Raw genomic sequence first — 15,400 nt, forward strand, 5'->3', positions numbered from 1 at the left:
CCGGGGCCGCGCCAAGGCGGTTTCCCCGGCCAGAATGGGCGATAATCCCCCCATGAACTGGAACTTCACCAAAATGCATGGCGCGGGCAACGATTTCGTCGTCCTGGACGGGGTCCGCCAGGCCATCGAGATGACGCCCGAGCGCGCCCGCGCGCTGGGCGATCGCCACTTCGGCATCGGCGCCGACCAGATCCTGCTGGTCGAACGCGCCACCCGGCCCGACGCCGACTTCCGCTACCGCATCTTCAACTCCGACGGCAGCGAAGTCGAACACTGCGGCAACGGCGCCCGCTGCTTCGTGCGCTTCGTGCACGAACAGGGCCTGTCCGACCGCAACCCGCTGCGCGCAGAGATCGCCACCGGCATCCTGGTGCTGGACGAGGGCGACGACGAGCAGGTCACGGTCGACATGGGCAGCACCCGCTTCGACCCGGCCGCCTTGCCGTTCGACACCTCCGGGCTCGCCTCCCGCACCGAAGGCCAGGATACCCTGTGGGAGCTGGAACTCGACGTGCCCGCCGGCCTGCCGCGCAGCGTGGCCCTGTCGGCCGTGGCCATCTCCAACCCGCACGCCGTGCAGGTGGTGGACGACGTCGACACCGCGCCCGTCGCCCTCGTCGGTCCGCTGATCGAAAACCACCCGCGCTTCGCCCGCCGCGTCAACGCCGGCTTCATGCAGATCGTCGATCGCCACAACATTCGCCTGCGCGTGCACGAACGCGGCGCCGGCGAGACGCTGGCCTGCGGCACCGGCGCCTGCGCCGCCGTGGCGGCCGGCATCCGCCGCGGCCTGCTCGATTCCCCGGTGCGCGTGCAGACGCGCGGCGGCGTGCTGACCATCGCCTGGAATGGCGATCAGTTGCGCATGACCGGCCCGGCCGAATCCGTCTTCACGGGCCAGGTCGATATCGACAAGCTCGTCTTCTCCATGGCGCTGAACCGATAACCCCATGACCGATACCGCTTTCACCGCCCAGGACATCGCTGCCTTCCTGCAGGAACACCCCGGCTTCTTCGACCAGCACGCCGACGTCTTCGCCACGCTGCAGGTGCCGCATCCGCACGGCTCGCGCGCCATCTCGCTGGGCGAGCGCCAGATCCTCACGCTGCGCGAACGCAATCGCGAACTCGAATGGCGCCTGAACGAGCTGGTGCGCAACGCCACCGCCAACGAAACCATCGGCGGCCACATCTCCAAGTGGTGCTGCCGCCTGCTGTCCGAACCGGATCCGCAATTGGTGCCTGGCGAGATCGCCCTCGGCCTGGCCGAACAATTCGACCTGAACCACGTGGCGTTGCGCCTGTGGAACCTGCCGGAACTGCCCGACACCGGCTACGGCGAACCCGTCAGCCAGGACGTGCGCACCTTCACCGACAGTCTGAAGACGCCTTATTGCGGCACCGACACGGCCTTCGAGGCGGTCGCCTGGCTGGACGCCAAGCCCAAGTCGCTGGCGCTGGTGCCGCTACGCCTGGAAGCCGACGGCGCCAGCGTCGGCCTGCTGGTGCTGGGTTCCGACGACCCCGAACGCTTCACTCCCGAGATGGGCACCGCGTTCCTCGAATCCATCGGCCAGTTGGCCTCGGCCGCGCTGCACCGGTTGAACCCGGCCGCGCCCAAGGCCTGAGCCGACCATGACGGCAGGGGCCCCGGAACTCGCCATGCCAACGCAAGCGCCGGACGCCCCCCTGCCCGATCCGATGGCCGCCTGGCTGCGCCATCTGGAAAGCAATCGCCGCTATTCGCCCCACACGCTGGACGGCTACCGGCGCGAGCTGCGTTTCCTGATCGAACTGGCCGAACGCGCCAAGCTGCCGCTCGACAAGCTCGGCAATGGCCATATCCGCCAGTTCGTTGCCCGGCTGCATGCGCAGGGCCGCGGCCCGCGCAGCCTGGCGCGCACGCTGGCGGCCTGGCGCGGCTTCTATCAATGGTGGGCCCCAGCGATCGGCCTGGCCGGCAACCCGGTGGCTGGCGTGCGCGCGCCCAAGGCGCCGCGCGGCCTGCCCAAGGCCCTGTCGGTGGAACAGACCCAGGCCTTGCTCGACCGCGCTCCGGCCAAGGTGGCCACCGAGCCGGCCGACCTGCGCGACCAGGCCATGTTCGAGCTGCTGTATTCCAGCGGCCTGCGCCTGTCGGAGCTGGTCGGACTGGACCTGCGCTACACGCGCTCGGCCGACCATGAATCGCGCGGCTGGCTCAGCCTGGAAGAGGCCGAGGTGATCGTGCTGGGCAAGGGCGGCAAGCGCCGCTCGGTGCCGGTGGGCCAGGCCGCCCTGGCGGCGCTGCGGCGCTGGATCGACGTACGCGGGCAGTTGGCGCCGCCGGCCGCATCCGCCGACGATGCCGCCGCGCTGTTCCTTGGCGCCCGTGGCCGGCGTATTTCGCCGCGCGTGGTGCAACTGCAACTTGCCCGGATCGCGCAGGCCGCCGGTCTGCCGACCCACGTGCACCCGCACGTGCTGCGCCACAGCTTCGCCAGCCACGTGCTGCAATCGGCGCAGGACCTGCGCGCCGTGCAGGAAATGCTGGGCCACGCCAACATCTCGACCACCCAGATCTATACCCGGCTGGACTTCCAACACCTGGCGCGAGCCTACGACCAGGCCCATCCGCGCGCGGGCCGCAAATCCTGAACGCGGCGGCGCTTCAGCCGCCGCCGGCCAGCATGCCGCCCAACAGCAGCACGCCCAGCGCCAGCACCGCCAGCGCCGCCAAGGCTTCCACCCCGTAACGCAAGCGCGCCGCCGCGACGCCCGACAGGCGCGCGCCCAGCGCATTGGCCGCGCCGCCGGCCGCGACCGCCAGGCAGGCCAGCGCCGCCACCGTCAGGCCCGTGCCCAGGCCCATCGCCAGGGCCGAGGCCACCCCGGCGAGAAAGAATCCCTGAGACAGCGCGAACACCAGCACGATCAGCGCGCCGCTGCAGGGCCGCAGGCCCACCGCGAAGATCGCCGACCAGGCGCGGCGCCAGTTCAACGGTCCCGTCACCTGCTCAGGCGGCGGCACATGGGCATGGCCGCAGCCGCAATCGTCGTGATGGTCATGCGGATGAACGTGCGCGTGGCCATGGACCCCGCCCTGAGAAATCGGCGCCGGCGCCTGGATCGCAATGGCGCGCAAGGCCGCGGCCCCCTTCAGGGCCGGCGCCGCCGCGGCGGGCGACGCGGCCACCGCGGCCACGCGGGCCGGACACCGCCGCAACAACGGCCGGATCGCCTTGACCCAGACCAGCCACGCGCCCAGCAGGGTCACCAGCCCATACGAGGCCAGCTCCAGCCAGCGCGTTGCCTGGTTCATCGCCGCGGCCGTGGCGTTGAACGCCAGCGCCAGCACCGCCACCATGGCGATCGCCACCAGCGCCTGCACCAGCGACGACACCAACGCCAGCAGCGCGCCGTTGCGCGCGGTCTGGCGGTTGGCCAGCACATAGGAGGAAATCACCGCCTTGCCATGGCCCGGGCCGAGCGCATGGAACACGCCGTAGGCGAACGACAGCCCGATCAGCAGCCACCCGCCGCCATCGGCCTGCCAGGCGCGCACGGCCGCCGTCAACTGCCGGTAGAAATGGGTCTGCCACACCGAGACCTGGCCGAAGAAACCCGCCAGCCAGCCCGGACCGGCGAGGCCGGCGCCGCTCTCCGGCACGCCGAAAGGATGCGCGCCCTGCGCGTCGGCCAGGCCGGCCCATGCCATCGCGGCCAGCGCCACCAGCCACGCCAGCGCGGCCGCGGGACGCCGCCCTACGAGCATTGCACCTCGATGCGATGCGTCAGGCCCTTGGTGATGGCGAAAAGCTCTTCCGGCAGCGCGTCCGGATCGGCCGGGATCGCGGCCAGTTGCTGCATGGTGTTCCAATCCAGTTCCTTGGGCTTGCGGTAAGCCTGCTTGCACGCCGCCGCGCCGGGTCCGTCCAGTGCGACCGCCCCCTTGTCGTCGAAGGCGTAGGCCACGAAGTAGGTCGGGTCGTAGATGTCCACCTGCGCGCCCGCGGCGTCCAGCGCGGCGGGCTCGGCCAGCGGCAGCGTAAACGCCAGTGACAGCCGGCCGGTCTTGGCGTTCCAGGTCACGCGCGCGTCGCGCGGCGCGGCGAACACCGCGCTCTTGCCCGCCACGGTGACCCGCGTGAAGTAATGCGACACCGGTTCGCCCAGCGCCTTCATCCAATCCTGCGCCATGCCTTTCAGGGTGTCCTCGGGCAAGGCCCCGCCCTTGCCCTTCTTGAGACCTTGCGTGGCATAGGCGCCAAACATCTCGTCGAACAGCCAGACCTGCCGCACCGCCGTCACGCGATGCTGCTCGTCCAGGTCGATGACGGCGCGGGCGTCGATCCACATATGCGGGTGCGCGGCGGCGGCGTTGGCCGCCAGCGCTCCCGCCACTGCGATCAGGGCTGCAGGGCCGCGGCGAGTTGACGAACGTTCCATTCAAACATTTCCAGGTAGGTGGCGCCGGGCTGCCCGGGCTTGGACAGGGCGTCGGAGTACAGCGTACCACCCACCTTCGCGCCCGTTTCGCGCGCGATCTGCTGCACCAGGCGCGGGCTGGTGATGTTCTCGATGAACACCGCCGGGACCTTCTCGCGCTTGACCTGCTCGATGATGCGGGCCACGTCGCCCGCGGAGGGCTCGGCTTCGGTCGAGACGCCCATCGCCGCGATGAAGCTCACGCCATAGGCATCGCCGAAATAACCGAAGGCGTCATGCGAAGTGACCACCTTGCGGCGCTCCTGCGGAATCGCCGCGAAGGTCTTGCGCACGGCCGCGTCCGCCGCCTTCACTCGGGCGATATAGGCGTCGGCGCGCTTGCGATAGGCGTCGGCACGGGCCGGGTCGGCGGCCGCCAGGCCGTCGGCCACGTTGCGCGCGTAGATGACGCCGTTGGCCAGGTTCTGCCAGGCATGCGGATCGGCGTCGTGGTGGTGATGGCCGCCCCCGTCGTGGGCATGGCCATGATCGTGGTCCTTGTCGCCATGCTGGTCACCGTGCCCGTCGCCATGGCCGGCGAACTTGCGCGGCGTCACGCCCTTGGACGCGACCACGGTCGGCCCGGCGAAGCCGGAGGCCTTGACCAGGCGCGGCAGCCAGGCCTCGAAGTCCAGGCCGTTGACGAACAGCACCTTGGCGGCCGCCAGCTTCTTGGCGTCGGCGGGCGTGGGTTCGTATTCGTGGGCATCGCCGTCCGGGCCCACCAGCGTGCTCACCTGAACGTCGGCGCCGCCGACTTCCTGCACGATGTCGCCCAGGATCGAAAAGCTGGCCACGACCGGCAACGGCTCGGCCGCCTGCGCCGAGCCGAAAGCGGCGGACAGCCACAGGCCGGCCGCGGCCAGCATGACACGGCGGCGCGCCAGCGCCGGGAAGAGGGAAGGCATGGTGAATCTCCTTGAGGGTTCAGGCCCGGCGCGAAACGCGCGGCGCCCGCAGCAGCCCGCCATGCGGACCGCAGACGATGGAAAACAGGTAACAGACGCCGGCGACCAGGATGATGGCGGGCGAGGCCGGCACATTGAAGTGGTAGGACACCAGCAGGCCGGCGACCGAGGCGGCCACGCCGATGCCGGCGGCCAGCGGCAATTGGCCGGCGGCGGACCGCAACCAGAAGCGGGCCGCGGCGGCCGGCAGCATCATGATGCCGACCACCATCAAGGTGCCCAGCACCTGGAAGCCGGCCACCAGGTTCACCACCACCAGCACCAGGAAGATCATGTGGACCCAGCCGCCGCGGCCGCCGCTGGCGCGCAGGAAAGCCGGATCCAGGCACTCCGCCACCAGCAGGCGGTAGAGCGCGGCCAGTGCCAGCAGCGAAACGCTGGCCGTGATGGAGACCAGCAGCAACGACGCGTCGTCCAGCCCGAGCACCGTGCCGAACAGCACGTGCAGCAGGTCCATGTTCGAGCCGCGCAGCGATACCAGCAACACCCCCAGCCCCAGCGAGATCAGGTAGAAGGCGGCGAAGCTGGCGTCCTCGCGCAGCGGCGTCAGGCGCGCCACCAGTCCGGCCAGCAGGGCCACCACCAGGCCGGTGGCGATGCCGCCCAGCATCATGGCCCACAGCGACAGGCCCGACAGCAGAAAGCCGGCCGCCACGCCCGGCAGGATGGCGTGCGACATGGCATCGCCCATCAGGCTCATACGCCGCAGCACCAGGAACACGCCCAGCGGCGCCGCGCCGAGCGACAGCGAGCACGCGCCGGCCAGCGCGCGCCGCATGAAGCCGTAATCGATGAAGGGCGACACGACCCACTGCGACGCGCTCATGCGTAGGCCCTCGCGTGCCATTGACGCGCCGTCTTCAGGTGGGCGTCGGTCAGGACCGACTGCGTGTCGCCCCAGGCCACCACGGATCCCGACAGCAGCAGGCACTGCGGGAAGTGCTCGCGCACCATGTCCATGTCGTGCAGCACCGCGATCACCGAGCGGCCCTGGCCGTGCAGGCCGCACAGCAACGCCATCAGGTCGTCCGCGGTATGGCTGTCGACGGCGGTGAACGGTTCGTCCAGCAGCAGCACCGGCGCGTCCTGCACCAGCATGCGGGCGAACAGGGTACGCTGCATCTGGCCGCCCGACAGCGTATCCACGCCGCGGCCGGCCATGTCCGCCAGGCCCACGGTTTCCAGCGCCTGCATGCAACGGTCGAGTTCGTCACCACCGTAGCGCCGCCACCCGCCAACCCGGCGCCAGGCGCCCAGGGCCACCAGGTCGAGCACCGTCACGGGAAAGGCGCGGTCCAGTTCGGCGGCCTGCGGCAGCCAGGCCAGCTCGGCGCGGCCGGCGCCGCCGATGCTGACGCGGCCCGACATCGGCCGCAGTACGCCCATGATGCCCTTGACCAGGGTCGATTTGCCCGCGCCATTGGGTCCGATCACGGCGGTCATGGCGCCCGGCTCGAAGCGGCCCGAGACGCCGCGCAGCGCCGCGTGCCCGTGCCACCCGAAGGAGGCGTTGTGCAGCTCGATGGCGACCGGGGCGGCGCTCACCGCGGCCACCAGTCCAGCGCCCAGCCGGTCAGCGCCCACAGCGCGGCGACCGCCACCAGGGCGAAGGCCATCCGGCGCCAGGCGGATACGAGGAAGGCGGAACGGAACGACGCGCGGAGCCGCGGCGCGGCGCCGGGCCGCGGAGGCAGGAGCGAAAAATGGGACATGACGGCGGCAAACGGTAAAACATCATTATGTTATATCATATCTAAATCGGCTTGAATCGACGGCTTTTGCCCGCACCTGGATGTTTTCTGCTACCTTCCAGGCATCTCGCGCGCGTCGCGCGCGTTCCCTATTCAGATGAAGCCCGCCATGCCCGCTCCGCCCCGTTCCCCCCGCAGTGACACCGTAGGCGCCCAACTCAGCGTCGCCGAGGCGCTGTGCGAACAACGCGGCAGCCGCCTGACCCCCATCCGCCGCAAGGTGCTGGAACTGCTGCTGCGCCATGGCCGCAGCCTCAAGGCCTACGAGCTGCTCGAGGCGATGCGCGAAGTGCATCCGGGCGCCGCGCCTCCCACGGTGTACCGTGCGCTGGACTTCCTGATGGACGAAGGCCTGATCCACCGCCTGGACGCGGTCAACGCCTGGAGCGCCTGCCACGACGTCGGCGGCGCGCCCCATGACCTGCTGGTGGTCTGTACTGGCTGCGGCGCGGTGGCCGAAGTGTCCGACCCCGCCATGAGCCGCCAACTGGCCGAGCGCGTCGCCCAGACGGGCTACGTGCTGGCCACCCACGAGACCGAGATCCGGGCCCTCTGCCCGCAGTGCCAGAAGCAGCAACCGGCCGACGCCGGGCATCACCACCATCATCATTGAGACGCGCGGCTCGGCCCGTCGGATCGGGCCCTGCCCGGCCGCCCTCCACCCGCCCTCATCCGGACCCTTGAAATCCGGAAAATCGCCCCAAAATAGCGATATCGCCCGATACTTGACGGCGTACAGCCGCGATCTGGGCGGCTACGGCCCCCGGGTTGGCCCGGGGTTTGCCCCCTGCCCCCGACTGTGCTGTAATCCTGCGTCCGGCCGCAATCGGCGGCCCTCGCAGCCTGTGGCAGTAACATCGGTCGAGCGATGTCAGGCAGGCAATCGGCACCCGCTGCCGTCCGCCAGCATCCCGCGCTTGACCGCCGTGTCTAACCGCCTTTACTTCACGCAAGCAGCTTCGCCATGAACACCCCGCGCAGTTTGGACAAAATGGTTCCCGTCACCATCCTCACCGGCTTTCTCGGTGCGGGCAAGACCACCCTGCTCAAACGCATCCTGACCGAATTCCACGGCCGCCGCGTCGCCGTGATCGAAAACGAATTCGGACCCGAAAGCATCGACAACGACCTGCTGGTGCAGGACAGCGACGAGGAAATCATCGAGCTGTCCAACGGTTGCGTCTGCTGCACGGTGCGTGGCGACCTGATGCGCACGCTGTCCGACCTGCGCGCCAAGCGCGAGGCCGGCACCTTGAATTTCGAACGCGTCATCCTGGAAACCACCGGCATGGCCAACCCCGGCCCGGTGTGCCAGACGTTCTTCATGGACGACGACATCGCCGAGTACTACCGCCTGGACGCGGTGGTCACGGTGGTCGACGCCAAGCACGGCATGGCGACGCTGGACGAACAACCCGAAGCCCAGAAGCAGGTCGGCTTCGCGGACCGCATCCTGATCTCCAAGAAGGACCTGGTCAACGACGTCGACTACGAAGCGCTGCGCAACCGCCTGCTGCGGATGAATCCGCGCGCGCCCATCACGCCGGTCAACTTCGGCGACGCCGACCTGAAGTCGATCATCGACATCAGCGGCTTCAACCTGAATTCCATCCTGGACATCGACCCGGACTTCCTGGCCGATGAGCATCCCGACGCCGCCCACAGCCATGCCCACGGGCACGGCCACGATCATGACCACGGCCATGACCATCACGGTCACGACCACGACCACGACCATGACCACGACGGCGAATGCGGGGCGCACTGCAATCACGCGCATCATCACCACCCCAAGCACGACGACGAGATCGGCGCCTTCGTGTTCCGCTCGAACAAGCCGTTCGATCCCGCCCGGCTGGAGGAATTCCTGGGGGGCGTGGTGCAGGTCTATGGTCCCGATCTGCTGCGCTACAAGGGCATCCTGTACATGAAGGGCATCAATCGCCGCATGTTGTTCCAGGGTGTGCACATGATGATGGGCGCCGAACCCGGCAAACCGTGGACCGCGGCCGAAAAGCCGTCCACCAAGATGGTCTTCATCGGCCGCAAGCTGCCCCAGGAGATTTTCACCCGGGGCTTGGAGCAGTGCCTGGCGGGGTGATCCCCTTTTTTGGATACGTGACGCGGTGCGACGAAGGCAGTACTGTGAGGTACGAATAGCGTAGGCAGCAAGCACACGGACCGGGAAGACAAGCCCGCGCCAGGATCGATTCATAGTGGAGTGTTTTCATGGCTACCAAGGCAGCAACCAAAAAATCAAGCAAGTCGACGAGCGATACGGCGATTGATCTGCCCAGCGAGAAGGAATTGCTGGCCATGCCCGAGTCCGACTACATGAACGAACGCCAACTGGCGTTCTTCAAGGAACGGCTCAAACAACTCGAACAGGACATCCTGGCCAACGCCGGCGAGACCACCGAGCACCTGCGTGAAACGCAGTTCGTGCCCGACCCCGCCGACCGCGCCACCATCGAGGAAGAACACGCTCTCGAGCTGCGCACCCGCGATCGCGAACGCAAGCTGCTCAAGAAGGTGCAACAGTCCATCGCCCGCATCGACAGCGGCGAGTACGGCTGGTGCGAGGAAACCGGCGAACCCATCGGCATCCCGCGCCTGCTGGCCCGCCCCACCGCCACCCTGTCGCTGGAAGCGCAGGAACGGCGCGAAATGCGGCAGAAGCTGTACGGCGACTGATCCGTCCCGTTATTCAAACGCCACATCGAAAGGCTATGCTGGTTTCCGGCATGGCCTTTTTTCATTGCCGGGCCGTCCCAACCTGACGACGCCTCCGAGGAGGCTGATGGCCGAAGATGCCGGGGGGAGGCCGCGGTTTCTTCGTTGGCCGGCAAGCCTTGATTTCGTCCGCATCGCCCCCAGCTAGTCCTTTCAAAGGAAGGAACGCATGGAACAATTTCACGCCACCACCATCGTGTGCGTGCGCCGCGGCAACCGCGTCGCACTGGGCGGCGATGGCCAGGTCACCCTGGGCAACATCGTCATCAAGGGCACGGCGCGCAAGATCCGCCGCCTGTACCACGACAAGATCCTGGCCGGCTTCGCCGGCGCCACCGCCGACGCGTTCACGCTGCAGGAGCGTTTCGAAGCCAAGCTCGAAAAGCACCAGGGCAACCTGATGCGCGCGGCGGTCGAACTGACCCGCGACTGGCGCACCGACCGCGTCCTGCGCCGGCTCGAGGCCATGCTGATCGTGGCTGACGCCGAGCACACGCTGGTGCTGACCGGCAACGGCGACGTGCTCGAGCCCGAGCACGGCCTGGCCGCCATCGGCTCGGGCGGGGCCTATGCCCAGTCCGCCGCCCTGGCGCTGCTGCGCAACACCGACCTGGCGCCCGAGACCATCGTCAAGCAATCGCTCGAGATCGCCGGCGACCTCTGCATCTACACCAACCAGAACCACGTCATCGAGACGCTGGGCGACTGACGCGCCCTCGCGGCGCCAGTCCGGCGCCGCGGCCCGTCCCCCAGCATCGCCCCGCTTCAAGGATCCGCCCTCATGTCCGCCTCCAACATGACGCCCGGAGAGATCGTCTCCGAACTCGACAAGTACATCGTCGGCCAGAACCGCGCCAAGCGCGCGGTGGCGGTGGCCCTGCGCAACCGCTGGCGCCGCCAGCAGGTGGCCGAGCCGCTGCGCCACGAGATCCACCCCAAGAACATCCTGATGATCGGCCCCACCGGCGTGGGCAAGACCGAGATCGCGCGCCGCCTGGCCAAGCTGGCCAACGCGCCGTTCATCAAGATCGAGGCCACCAAGTTCACGGAGGTGGGCTACGTCGGCCGCGACGTCGACACCATCATCCGCGACCTGACCGAATACTCCATCAAGCAGACCCGCGAGCTGGAGATGCGCCGCGTGCGCACCCAGGCCGAGGACGCCGCCGAGGACCGCATCCTCGACGCCCTGGTGCCGCCGCCCCGCGGCGCCTCGGGCGAGCCCGAGCGCGGCGAGGACAACAGCGCCCGCCAGACCTTCCGCAAGCGCCTGCGCGAAGGCAAGATCGACGATCTGGAGATCGAAATCGAAGTGGCCCAGGCCGCGCCGCAGATGGACGTCATGACGCCTCCCGGCATGGAGGAAATGGCCGAGCAACTGCGCGGCATGTTCGCCGGCCTGGCGCGCGACAAGAAGAAGTCCAAGAAGATGAAGGTGCGCGAAGCCTTCAAGCTGATCGTCGACGAGGAAGCCGCCAAGCGCATCAACGAGGAAGACCTGCGCACCGTCGCCATCAACAACGTCGAGCAGAACGGCATCGTGTTCCTGGACGAGATCGACAAGATCGCGGCGCGCCAGGAAAGCGGCGGCGCCGACGTCTCGCGCCAGGGCGTGCAGCGCGACCTGCTGCCGCTGGTCGAGGGCACCACCGTCAACACGCGCTACGGCATGGTCCGCACCGACCACATCCTGTTCATCGCCTCGGGCGCCTTCCACCTGGCGCGCCCGTCCGACCTGATCCCCGAGCTGCAGGGCCGCTTCCCGATCCGCGTCGAACTGGAATCGCTGACGGCCGAGGACTTCGTGCGCATCCTGGGTGACACCGACGCCTCGCTGACCAAGCAATACACGGCGCTGCTGGCCACCGAGGACGTGCAACTGGAATTCACCAACGAAGGCGTGCGCCGCCTGGCCGAGCTGGCCTACGAGGTCAACGAGACCACCGAGAACATCGGCGCCCGCCGCCTCTATACCGTGATGGAAAAGCTGCTGGACGAACTGTCGTTCGACGCCACCGCCTCCAGCAACAAGACGGTGAAGATCGACGCCGCCTACGTCAACGCGCAGTTGGCCGAAGCCGCCAGCAGCCAGGACCTGGCCCGCTACGTGCTGTAAGGCCGTGCCCCGGCTCCTGCCGGCGGCATGAACACGAAGGCCCGCCGCGAGCGATCGCGGCGGGCCTTTTTCCGGGACGGCGGCGTCCGCGCCGGACCTGCCGCGCCGGTGCCGGTCGCCATGCGGGCGCCGTATCGACGCCCGCGGCGCGCGTTCAGTTGGTGATCGCGGTCACCACATACTTGCCATCCTTGCGCTCGGCGGTGAAACGCACCTTGTCGCCGGCCTTGATCTTGGCCAGCAGCGCCGGATCGGCGTCGTACACCAGCGTCATGGCCGGCAGGTCAAGCGCCTTGATGGCGTCGTGCTTGATGGTGACCTTGCCCGCGCCCGGGTCCACGCGCCGCACTTCGCCGCTGGCGTCGGCCTGCTGCGCGAACGCCAGTGGCGTGGCCAGCGACACGACGGCCATCGCGGTGGCGACGGCCAGGGGCGTGGTGTATTTGCGGTTGAAAGCCATGCTCTATCCTCCGATTGCCATGAAAGCGCCGCGCCGGTCTTGCCGCGCGCGCCCGCTTTCCACAATGCTAGGATACCGCCCTTGTGCAATAGTTTCCCCGTAATAACGCAACAATCCTGACGGTTGTTTGCAAAGGACATCTCATGGCCAACCGCCTTTCAGTCATCGCTACCCGCACCGGCGACGACGGCAGCACCGGACTGGGGGACGGGTCGCGCGTGCCCAAGGACGCGGCCCGCATCGCCGCGCTGGGCGATGTGGACGAATTGAACAGCGTCATCGGCCTGCTGCTGACCGAGCCCCTGCCGGCCGACGTGGCCGCCGATCTGCTGACGATCCAACACGATTTGTTCGATATGGGCGCCGAATTGTGCATTCCCGGCCATGTCGCGTTGGAAGATGCCCAGGTGGCGCACCTGGACGCGCGGCTGGCGCATTACAACGCGACCCTGCCGCCCTTGCGCGAGTTCATCCTCCCGGGCGGCTCGCGCGCGGCCGCGCAGGCCCATCTGGCGCGCACCGCGTGTCGCCGCGCCGAACGCGCGGTGGTGGCGCTGGCGCGCGAGGAGGCGGTGAATGCGCCGGTGCGGCAATACCTGAACCGGCTGTCGGACCTGATGTTCGTGCTGGCGCGCTACCTGAACCGCGAAGCGGGCCGGCCCGACGTGTTCTGGACCAGCCGCGTGTCGCGACAGGCCACGGAATGAGAGATGCCCCCCAGCCGCGCCTGCGGCTTGCTGCCTCCAAGGGGACGCTTTCATCTTGAGGATGCCTCGGCGCTGAAATGAAAAATGCCCCTTCGCGGGGCATTTTCCTTGTTGGCGTTGAGACGGCAGGAGCCTTAGTTGGGCACGCCCGCCGCATGCGCCTGCTCATCGGCGTGGTACGACGAACGCACCATCGCGCCGACCGCGGCATGCGAGAAGCCCATCGCATAGGCTTCGCGCTCGAACATCGCGAAGGTGTCGGGATGCACGTAGCGCAGCACCGGCAGGTGGTGTTCCGACGGCTGCAGGTACTGGCCGATGGTGAGCATGTCGACGTTGTGCTCGCGCATGTCGCGCATCACCTGCAGGATTTCCTCGTCGGTCTCGCCCAGGCCGAGCATCAGGCCCGACTTGGTCGGCACGTTCGGATGCAGCTTCTTGAACTCGGCCAGCAGCTTGAGCGAGTGCATGTAGTCCGAACCCGGGCGGGCCTGCTTGTACAGGCGCGGCACGGTTTCCAGGTTGTGGTTCATGACGTCCGGGGGACCGGCGTTCAGGATGGTCAGGGCGCGGTCCAGGCGGCCGCGGAAGTCCGGCACCAGCACCTCGATGCGGGTGGTGGGCGACAGTTCGCGGATGTGGGTGATGCAGTCGACGAAGTGGCCGGCGCCGCCGTCGCGCAGGTCGTCGCGGTCGACCGAAGTGATCACCACATACGACAGCTTCATCGCGGCGATGGTGCGCGCGAGGTTTTCCGGTTCCTTGGTGTCGAGGGGGTCGGGGCGGCCATGGCCCACATCACAGAACGGGCAGCGGCGGGTGCACTTGTCGCCCATGATCATGAACGTGGCCGTGCCCTTGCCGAAGCACTCGCCGATGTTCGGGCAGGACGCTTCCTCGCACACCGTGTGCAGGTTGTGCTCGCGCAGGATGCGCTTGATGTCGTAGAAGCGCGAACCCGGCTGGGCCGCCTTGACGCGGATCCATTCCGGCTTCTTCAGGCGTTCGGCCGGGATGATCTTGATCGGGATGCGCGCCGTCTTGGCCTGGGATTTCTGTTTCTGCGTCGGATCGTACGCCGTTTCCGCGGGCGCGGCGGCGGCTTCGTTCGAGGGCACAGACGACTCGGCAAGCGTGGACATGGAACACCTTCACGACCGGCGCGCGCGGCGTTGCGGTCTGAGACAAAAGAGGGCATTTTACCCCCTGCGCCCAAATCCGCCCCGAATGGCCCGGCGCCGGGCCGCGCCGGGTTATCGTCACGCCTGATGAATCCGTGCCGCCTGCCCCCCATGTCGACCCAGCCGCTCCCCCGCCCCATCGCCCTGATCGCCCCCCGGCTGGACGCCGGGCCGGCCGCCCGCGCCGTGCAAGCCTGCGCCGAACGGCTGGCGCCTGCCGGCTACTACCTGGCCGCCGCTCCGTGGCGTGACGCGGCCCTGCTACCGCTGCTGACCCCGTTGGCGCCGGACGCCGCGCTGGTGATAGGCCCGCTGGACGATCCGCTGCTACGCGCCGCCGTCGCGGCGCTGGAAATCCCGGTGGTGGAAACCTGGAGTCCGCCGGCCGCCCCGCTGGACAGCCTGATCACGGTCGACAATGCCGAAGCCGGCCGGCAGGCGGCCCGCCATTTCGCCGAAAAGGGCCACGCGCGCATCGCCTGCGTCAGCGCCGACACCCCGTGGGAGCGCGCCCGCCGCGAAGGCTTCATCGGCAGCGCGGCCGCGCTCGGGCTGGATCTGGTCGCCGACATCGTGCAACCCGAGGCGCAGCAACTGAACGATGGCCGCATGGCGTTTCTGCGCCTGCTGGCCACCAATACGATCTTCGATGCGGTGTTCTGCACGTCGGACGTGCTGGCCGCCGCCACGGTGTCGGAGGCCCACAACCGCGACTTGCAGGTGCCACAGGACCTGGCGGTGCTGGGATTCACCGAGGACGGCAGCGCGCCGCAATGGGTACAGGGCCTGACGACGCTGGGACTGGACGCGGCCGAGCTGGGCCGCCGCGCGGGCCAGTTGCTGCTGGACCGGCTCGATGGCGAACAGCCGGCCGGCACGCGCCTGACGCTGGACATCGTTTTCGATGCGCGCCTGAGCACATAGCGCGAGCAGACCGGGTGACGGGCGAAGACGCGCTGACGCCAGCGGGAGCGCCTCGCGCAGGCCCTGGCGCCGAGGGCGGGGCATCGCCCGCCT

The 15,400-nt window shown here is 68.7% G+C and carries 18 protein-coding genes; 10 read left to right on the forward strand and 8 right to left on the reverse strand.

Annotated features, from left to right (window positions below; translation table 11 throughout):
• Positions 1-34: 34 nt before the first annotated feature.
• From dapF to xerC, 3 genes are read left to right on the forward strand one after another with little or no spacing between them, the layout of a single operon-like run.
• The gene (dapF, locus tag AAID08_RS27565) at positions 35-946 is read left to right on the forward strand and encodes a diaminopimelate epimerase (RefSeq protein ID WP_116793400.1); all 912 of its coding nucleotides are present in this window, start codon (positions 35-37) and stop codon (positions 944-946) included.
• A gap of 4 nt (positions 947-950) precedes the next feature.
• Positions 951-1,628 (forward strand): DUF484 family protein, encoded by a 678-nt coding sequence (locus tag AAID08_RS27570; RefSeq protein WP_116793399.1) that lies wholly within the window; start codon positions 951-953, stop codon positions 1,626-1,628.
• A 34-nt stretch (positions 1,629-1,662) separates the two neighbouring features.
• The gene (gene xerC, locus AAID08_RS27575; protein ID WP_175168261.1) at positions 1,663-2,637 is read left to right on the forward strand and encodes a tyrosine recombinase XerC; all 975 of its coding nucleotides are present in this window, start codon (positions 1,663-1,665) and stop codon (positions 2,635-2,637) included.
• A 13-nt stretch (positions 2,638-2,650) separates the two neighbouring features.
• On the opposite strand, the gene AAID08_RS27580 is transcribed toward xerC, so the two are convergent.
• Genes AAID08_RS27580 through AAID08_RS27605 form a run of 6 tightly spaced genes read right to left on the reverse strand, consistent with a single transcriptional unit; the run spans position 2,651 to position 7,147 of the window.
• Entirely contained in the window at positions 2,651-3,754 is a 1,104-nt protein-coding gene (locus AAID08_RS27580) for a nickel/cobalt transporter (protein WP_064522648.1), read from the reverse strand.
• Positions 3,745-4,338: a DUF1007 family protein gene (locus AAID08_RS27585; protein WP_395757847.1), complete on the reverse strand. Its 594-nt coding sequence runs from the start codon at positions 4,336-4,338 to the stop codon at positions 3,745-3,747. Before AAID08_RS27585 ends, AAID08_RS27580 begins: the two co-directional genes overlap by 10 nt.
• 50 nt (positions 4,339-4,388) lie before the next feature.
• A complete protein-coding gene (locus AAID08_RS27590) occupies positions 4,389-5,336 on the reverse strand; it encodes a metal ABC transporter substrate-binding protein (protein ID WP_175168279.1) in 948 nt (315 codons plus the stop codon).
• A gap of 58 nt (positions 5,337-5,394) precedes the next feature.
• Entirely contained in the window at positions 5,395-6,261 is an 867-nt protein-coding gene (locus AAID08_RS27595; protein ID WP_175168259.1) for a metal ABC transporter permease, read from the reverse strand.
• Complete coding sequence (locus AAID08_RS27600) at positions 6,258-6,980, reverse strand: metal ABC transporter ATP-binding protein (RefSeq protein WP_081273351.1); 723 nt, start codon at positions 6,978-6,980, stop codon at positions 6,258-6,260. The genes AAID08_RS27595 and AAID08_RS27600 overlap by 4 nt, the downstream gene beginning before the upstream one ends.
• Entirely contained in the window at positions 6,977-7,147 is a 171-nt protein-coding gene (locus AAID08_RS27605) for a hypothetical protein (RefSeq protein ID WP_167517671.1), read from the reverse strand. The genes AAID08_RS27600 and AAID08_RS27605 overlap by 4 nt, the downstream gene beginning before the upstream one ends.
• Before the next feature lie 148 nt (positions 7,148-7,295).
• On the opposite strand from AAID08_RS27605, the gene AAID08_RS27610 reads away from it, so the two are divergent.
• The 5 genes from AAID08_RS27610 (at position 7,296) to hslU (ending at position 12,035) form a co-directional block, all read left to right on the forward strand.
• A complete protein-coding gene (locus AAID08_RS27610) occupies positions 7,296-7,799 on the forward strand; it encodes a Fur family transcriptional regulator (protein ID WP_054501175.1) in 504 nt (167 codons plus the stop codon).
• 351 nt (positions 7,800-8,150) lie between these two features.
• Positions 8,151-9,287 (forward strand): GTP-binding protein, encoded by a 1,137-nt coding sequence (locus AAID08_RS27615; RefSeq protein ID WP_353630866.1) that lies wholly within the window; start codon positions 8,151-8,153, stop codon positions 9,285-9,287.
• A 128-nt stretch (positions 9,288-9,415) separates the two neighbouring features.
• The gene (gene dksA, locus AAID08_RS27620; protein WP_006389752.1) at positions 9,416-9,880 is read left to right on the forward strand and encodes an RNA polymerase-binding protein DksA; all 465 of its coding nucleotides are present in this window, start codon (positions 9,416-9,418) and stop codon (positions 9,878-9,880) included.
• Between the two features lie 208 nt (positions 9,881-10,088).
• Positions 10,089-10,628 carry an ATP-dependent protease subunit HslV gene (gene hslV / locus AAID08_RS27625; RefSeq protein WP_006391917.1) on the forward strand — a complete coding sequence of 180 codons (540 nt, stop codon included), beginning with the start codon at positions 10,089-10,091 and terminating at the stop codon, positions 10,626-10,628.
• Positions 10,629-10,700: 72 nt separating this feature from the next.
• Positions 10,701-12,035: an ATP-dependent protease ATPase subunit HslU gene (hslU, locus tag AAID08_RS27630; RefSeq protein ID WP_395757162.1), complete on the forward strand. Its 1,335-nt coding sequence runs from the start codon at positions 10,701-10,703 to the stop codon at positions 12,033-12,035.
• Positions 12,036-12,189: 154 nt separating this feature from the next.
• On the opposite strand, the gene AAID08_RS27635 is transcribed toward hslU, so the two are convergent.
• Positions 12,190-12,495 carry a copper-binding protein gene (locus tag AAID08_RS27635; RefSeq protein ID WP_054500316.1) on the reverse strand — a complete coding sequence of 102 codons (306 nt, stop codon included), beginning with the start codon at positions 12,493-12,495 and terminating at the stop codon, positions 12,190-12,192.
• A 143-nt stretch (positions 12,496-12,638) separates the two neighbouring features.
• Here AAID08_RS27635 and AAID08_RS27640 point away from each other — a divergent pair, with 143 nt between their 5' ends.
• Positions 12,639-13,202 carry a cob(I)yrinic acid a,c-diamide adenosyltransferase gene (locus tag AAID08_RS27640; RefSeq protein WP_064522641.1) on the forward strand — a complete coding sequence of 188 codons (564 nt, stop codon included), beginning with the start codon at positions 12,639-12,641 and terminating at the stop codon, positions 13,200-13,202.
• Between the two features lie 134 nt (positions 13,203-13,336).
• Here the strand turns inward: AAID08_RS27640 and lipA are convergent, their stop codons facing one another.
• A complete protein-coding gene (lipA, locus tag AAID08_RS27645; RefSeq protein WP_054418514.1) occupies positions 13,337-14,344 on the reverse strand; it encodes a lipoyl synthase in 1,008 nt (335 codons plus the stop codon).
• Positions 14,345-14,494: 150 nt separating this feature from the next.
• Here lipA and AAID08_RS27650 point away from each other — a divergent pair, with 150 nt between their 5' ends.
• A complete protein-coding gene (locus AAID08_RS27650; RefSeq protein WP_395757163.1) occupies positions 14,495-15,307 on the forward strand; it encodes a substrate-binding domain-containing protein in 813 nt (270 codons plus the stop codon).
• Positions 15,308-15,400 lie beyond the last annotated feature (93 nt).

The organism is Achromobacter sp. EB05 (assembly GCF_044232075.1).
Lineage (GTDB): Bacteria > Pseudomonadota > Gammaproteobacteria > Burkholderiales > Burkholderiaceae_B > Achromobacter > Achromobacter dolens.

Bases quoted from the DNA above. Each gene is read 5' to 3' on its own strand.
- dapF (WP_116793400.1), top strand. From the start codon at position 35: ATGGGCGATAATCCCCCCATGAACTGGAACTTCACCAAAATGCATGGC.
- hslV (WP_006391917.1), top strand. From the start codon at position 10,089: ATGGAACAATTTCACGCCACCACCATCGTGTGCGTGCGCCGCGGCAAC.
- AAID08_RS27640 (WP_064522641.1), top strand. From the start codon at position 12,639: ATGGCCAACCGCCTTTCAGTCATCGCTACCCGCACCGGCGACGACGGC.
- AAID08_RS27650 (WP_395757163.1), top strand. From the start codon at position 14,495: ATGTCGACCCAGCCGCTCCCCCGCCCCATCGCCCTGATCGCCCCCCGG.
- xerC (WP_175168261.1), top strand. From the start codon at position 1,663: ATGCCAACGCAAGCGCCGGACGCCCCCCTGCCCGATCCGATGGCCGCC.
- AAID08_RS27610 (WP_054501175.1), top strand. From the start codon at position 7,296: ATGCCCGCTCCGCCCCGTTCCCCCCGCAGTGACACCGTAGGCGCCCAA.
- lipA (WP_054418514.1), bottom strand. From the start codon at position 14,344: ATGTCCACGCTTGCCGAGTCGTCTGTGCCCTCGAACGAAGCCGCCGCC.
- AAID08_RS27605 (WP_167517671.1), bottom strand. From the start codon at position 7,147: ATGTCCCATTTTTCGCTCCTGCCTCCGCGGCCCGGCGCCGCGCCGCGG.
- AAID08_RS27590 (WP_175168279.1), bottom strand. From the start codon at position 5,336: ATGCTGGCCGCGGCCGGCCTGTGGCTGTCCGCCGCTTTCGGCTCGGCG.
- AAID08_RS27570 (WP_116793399.1), top strand. From the start codon at position 951: ATGACCGATACCGCTTTCACCGCCCAGGACATCGCTGCCTTCCTGCAG.
- AAID08_RS27580 (WP_064522648.1), bottom strand. From the start codon at position 3,754: ATGCTCGTAGGGCGGCGTCCCGCGGCCGCGCTGGCGTGGCTGGTGGCG.
- AAID08_RS27585 (WP_395757847.1), bottom strand. From the start codon at position 4,338: ATGTGGATCGACGCCCGCGCCGTCATCGACCTGGACGAGCAGCATCGC.
- AAID08_RS27615 (WP_353630866.1), top strand. From the start codon at position 8,151: ATGAACACCCCGCGCAGTTTGGACAAAATGGTTCCCGTCACCATCCTC.
- hslU (WP_395757162.1), top strand. From the start codon at position 10,701: ATGTCCGCCTCCAACATGACGCCCGGAGAGATCGTCTCCGAACTCGAC.
- AAID08_RS27595 (WP_175168259.1), bottom strand. From the start codon at position 6,261: ATGAGCGCGTCGCAGTGGGTCGTGTCGCCCTTCATCGATTACGGCTTC.
- dksA (WP_006389752.1), top strand. From the start codon at position 9,416: ATGGCTACCAAGGCAGCAACCAAAAAATCAAGCAAGTCGACGAGCGAT.
- AAID08_RS27635 (WP_054500316.1), bottom strand. From the start codon at position 12,495: ATGGCTTTCAACCGCAAATACACCACGCCCCTGGCCGTCGCCACCGCG.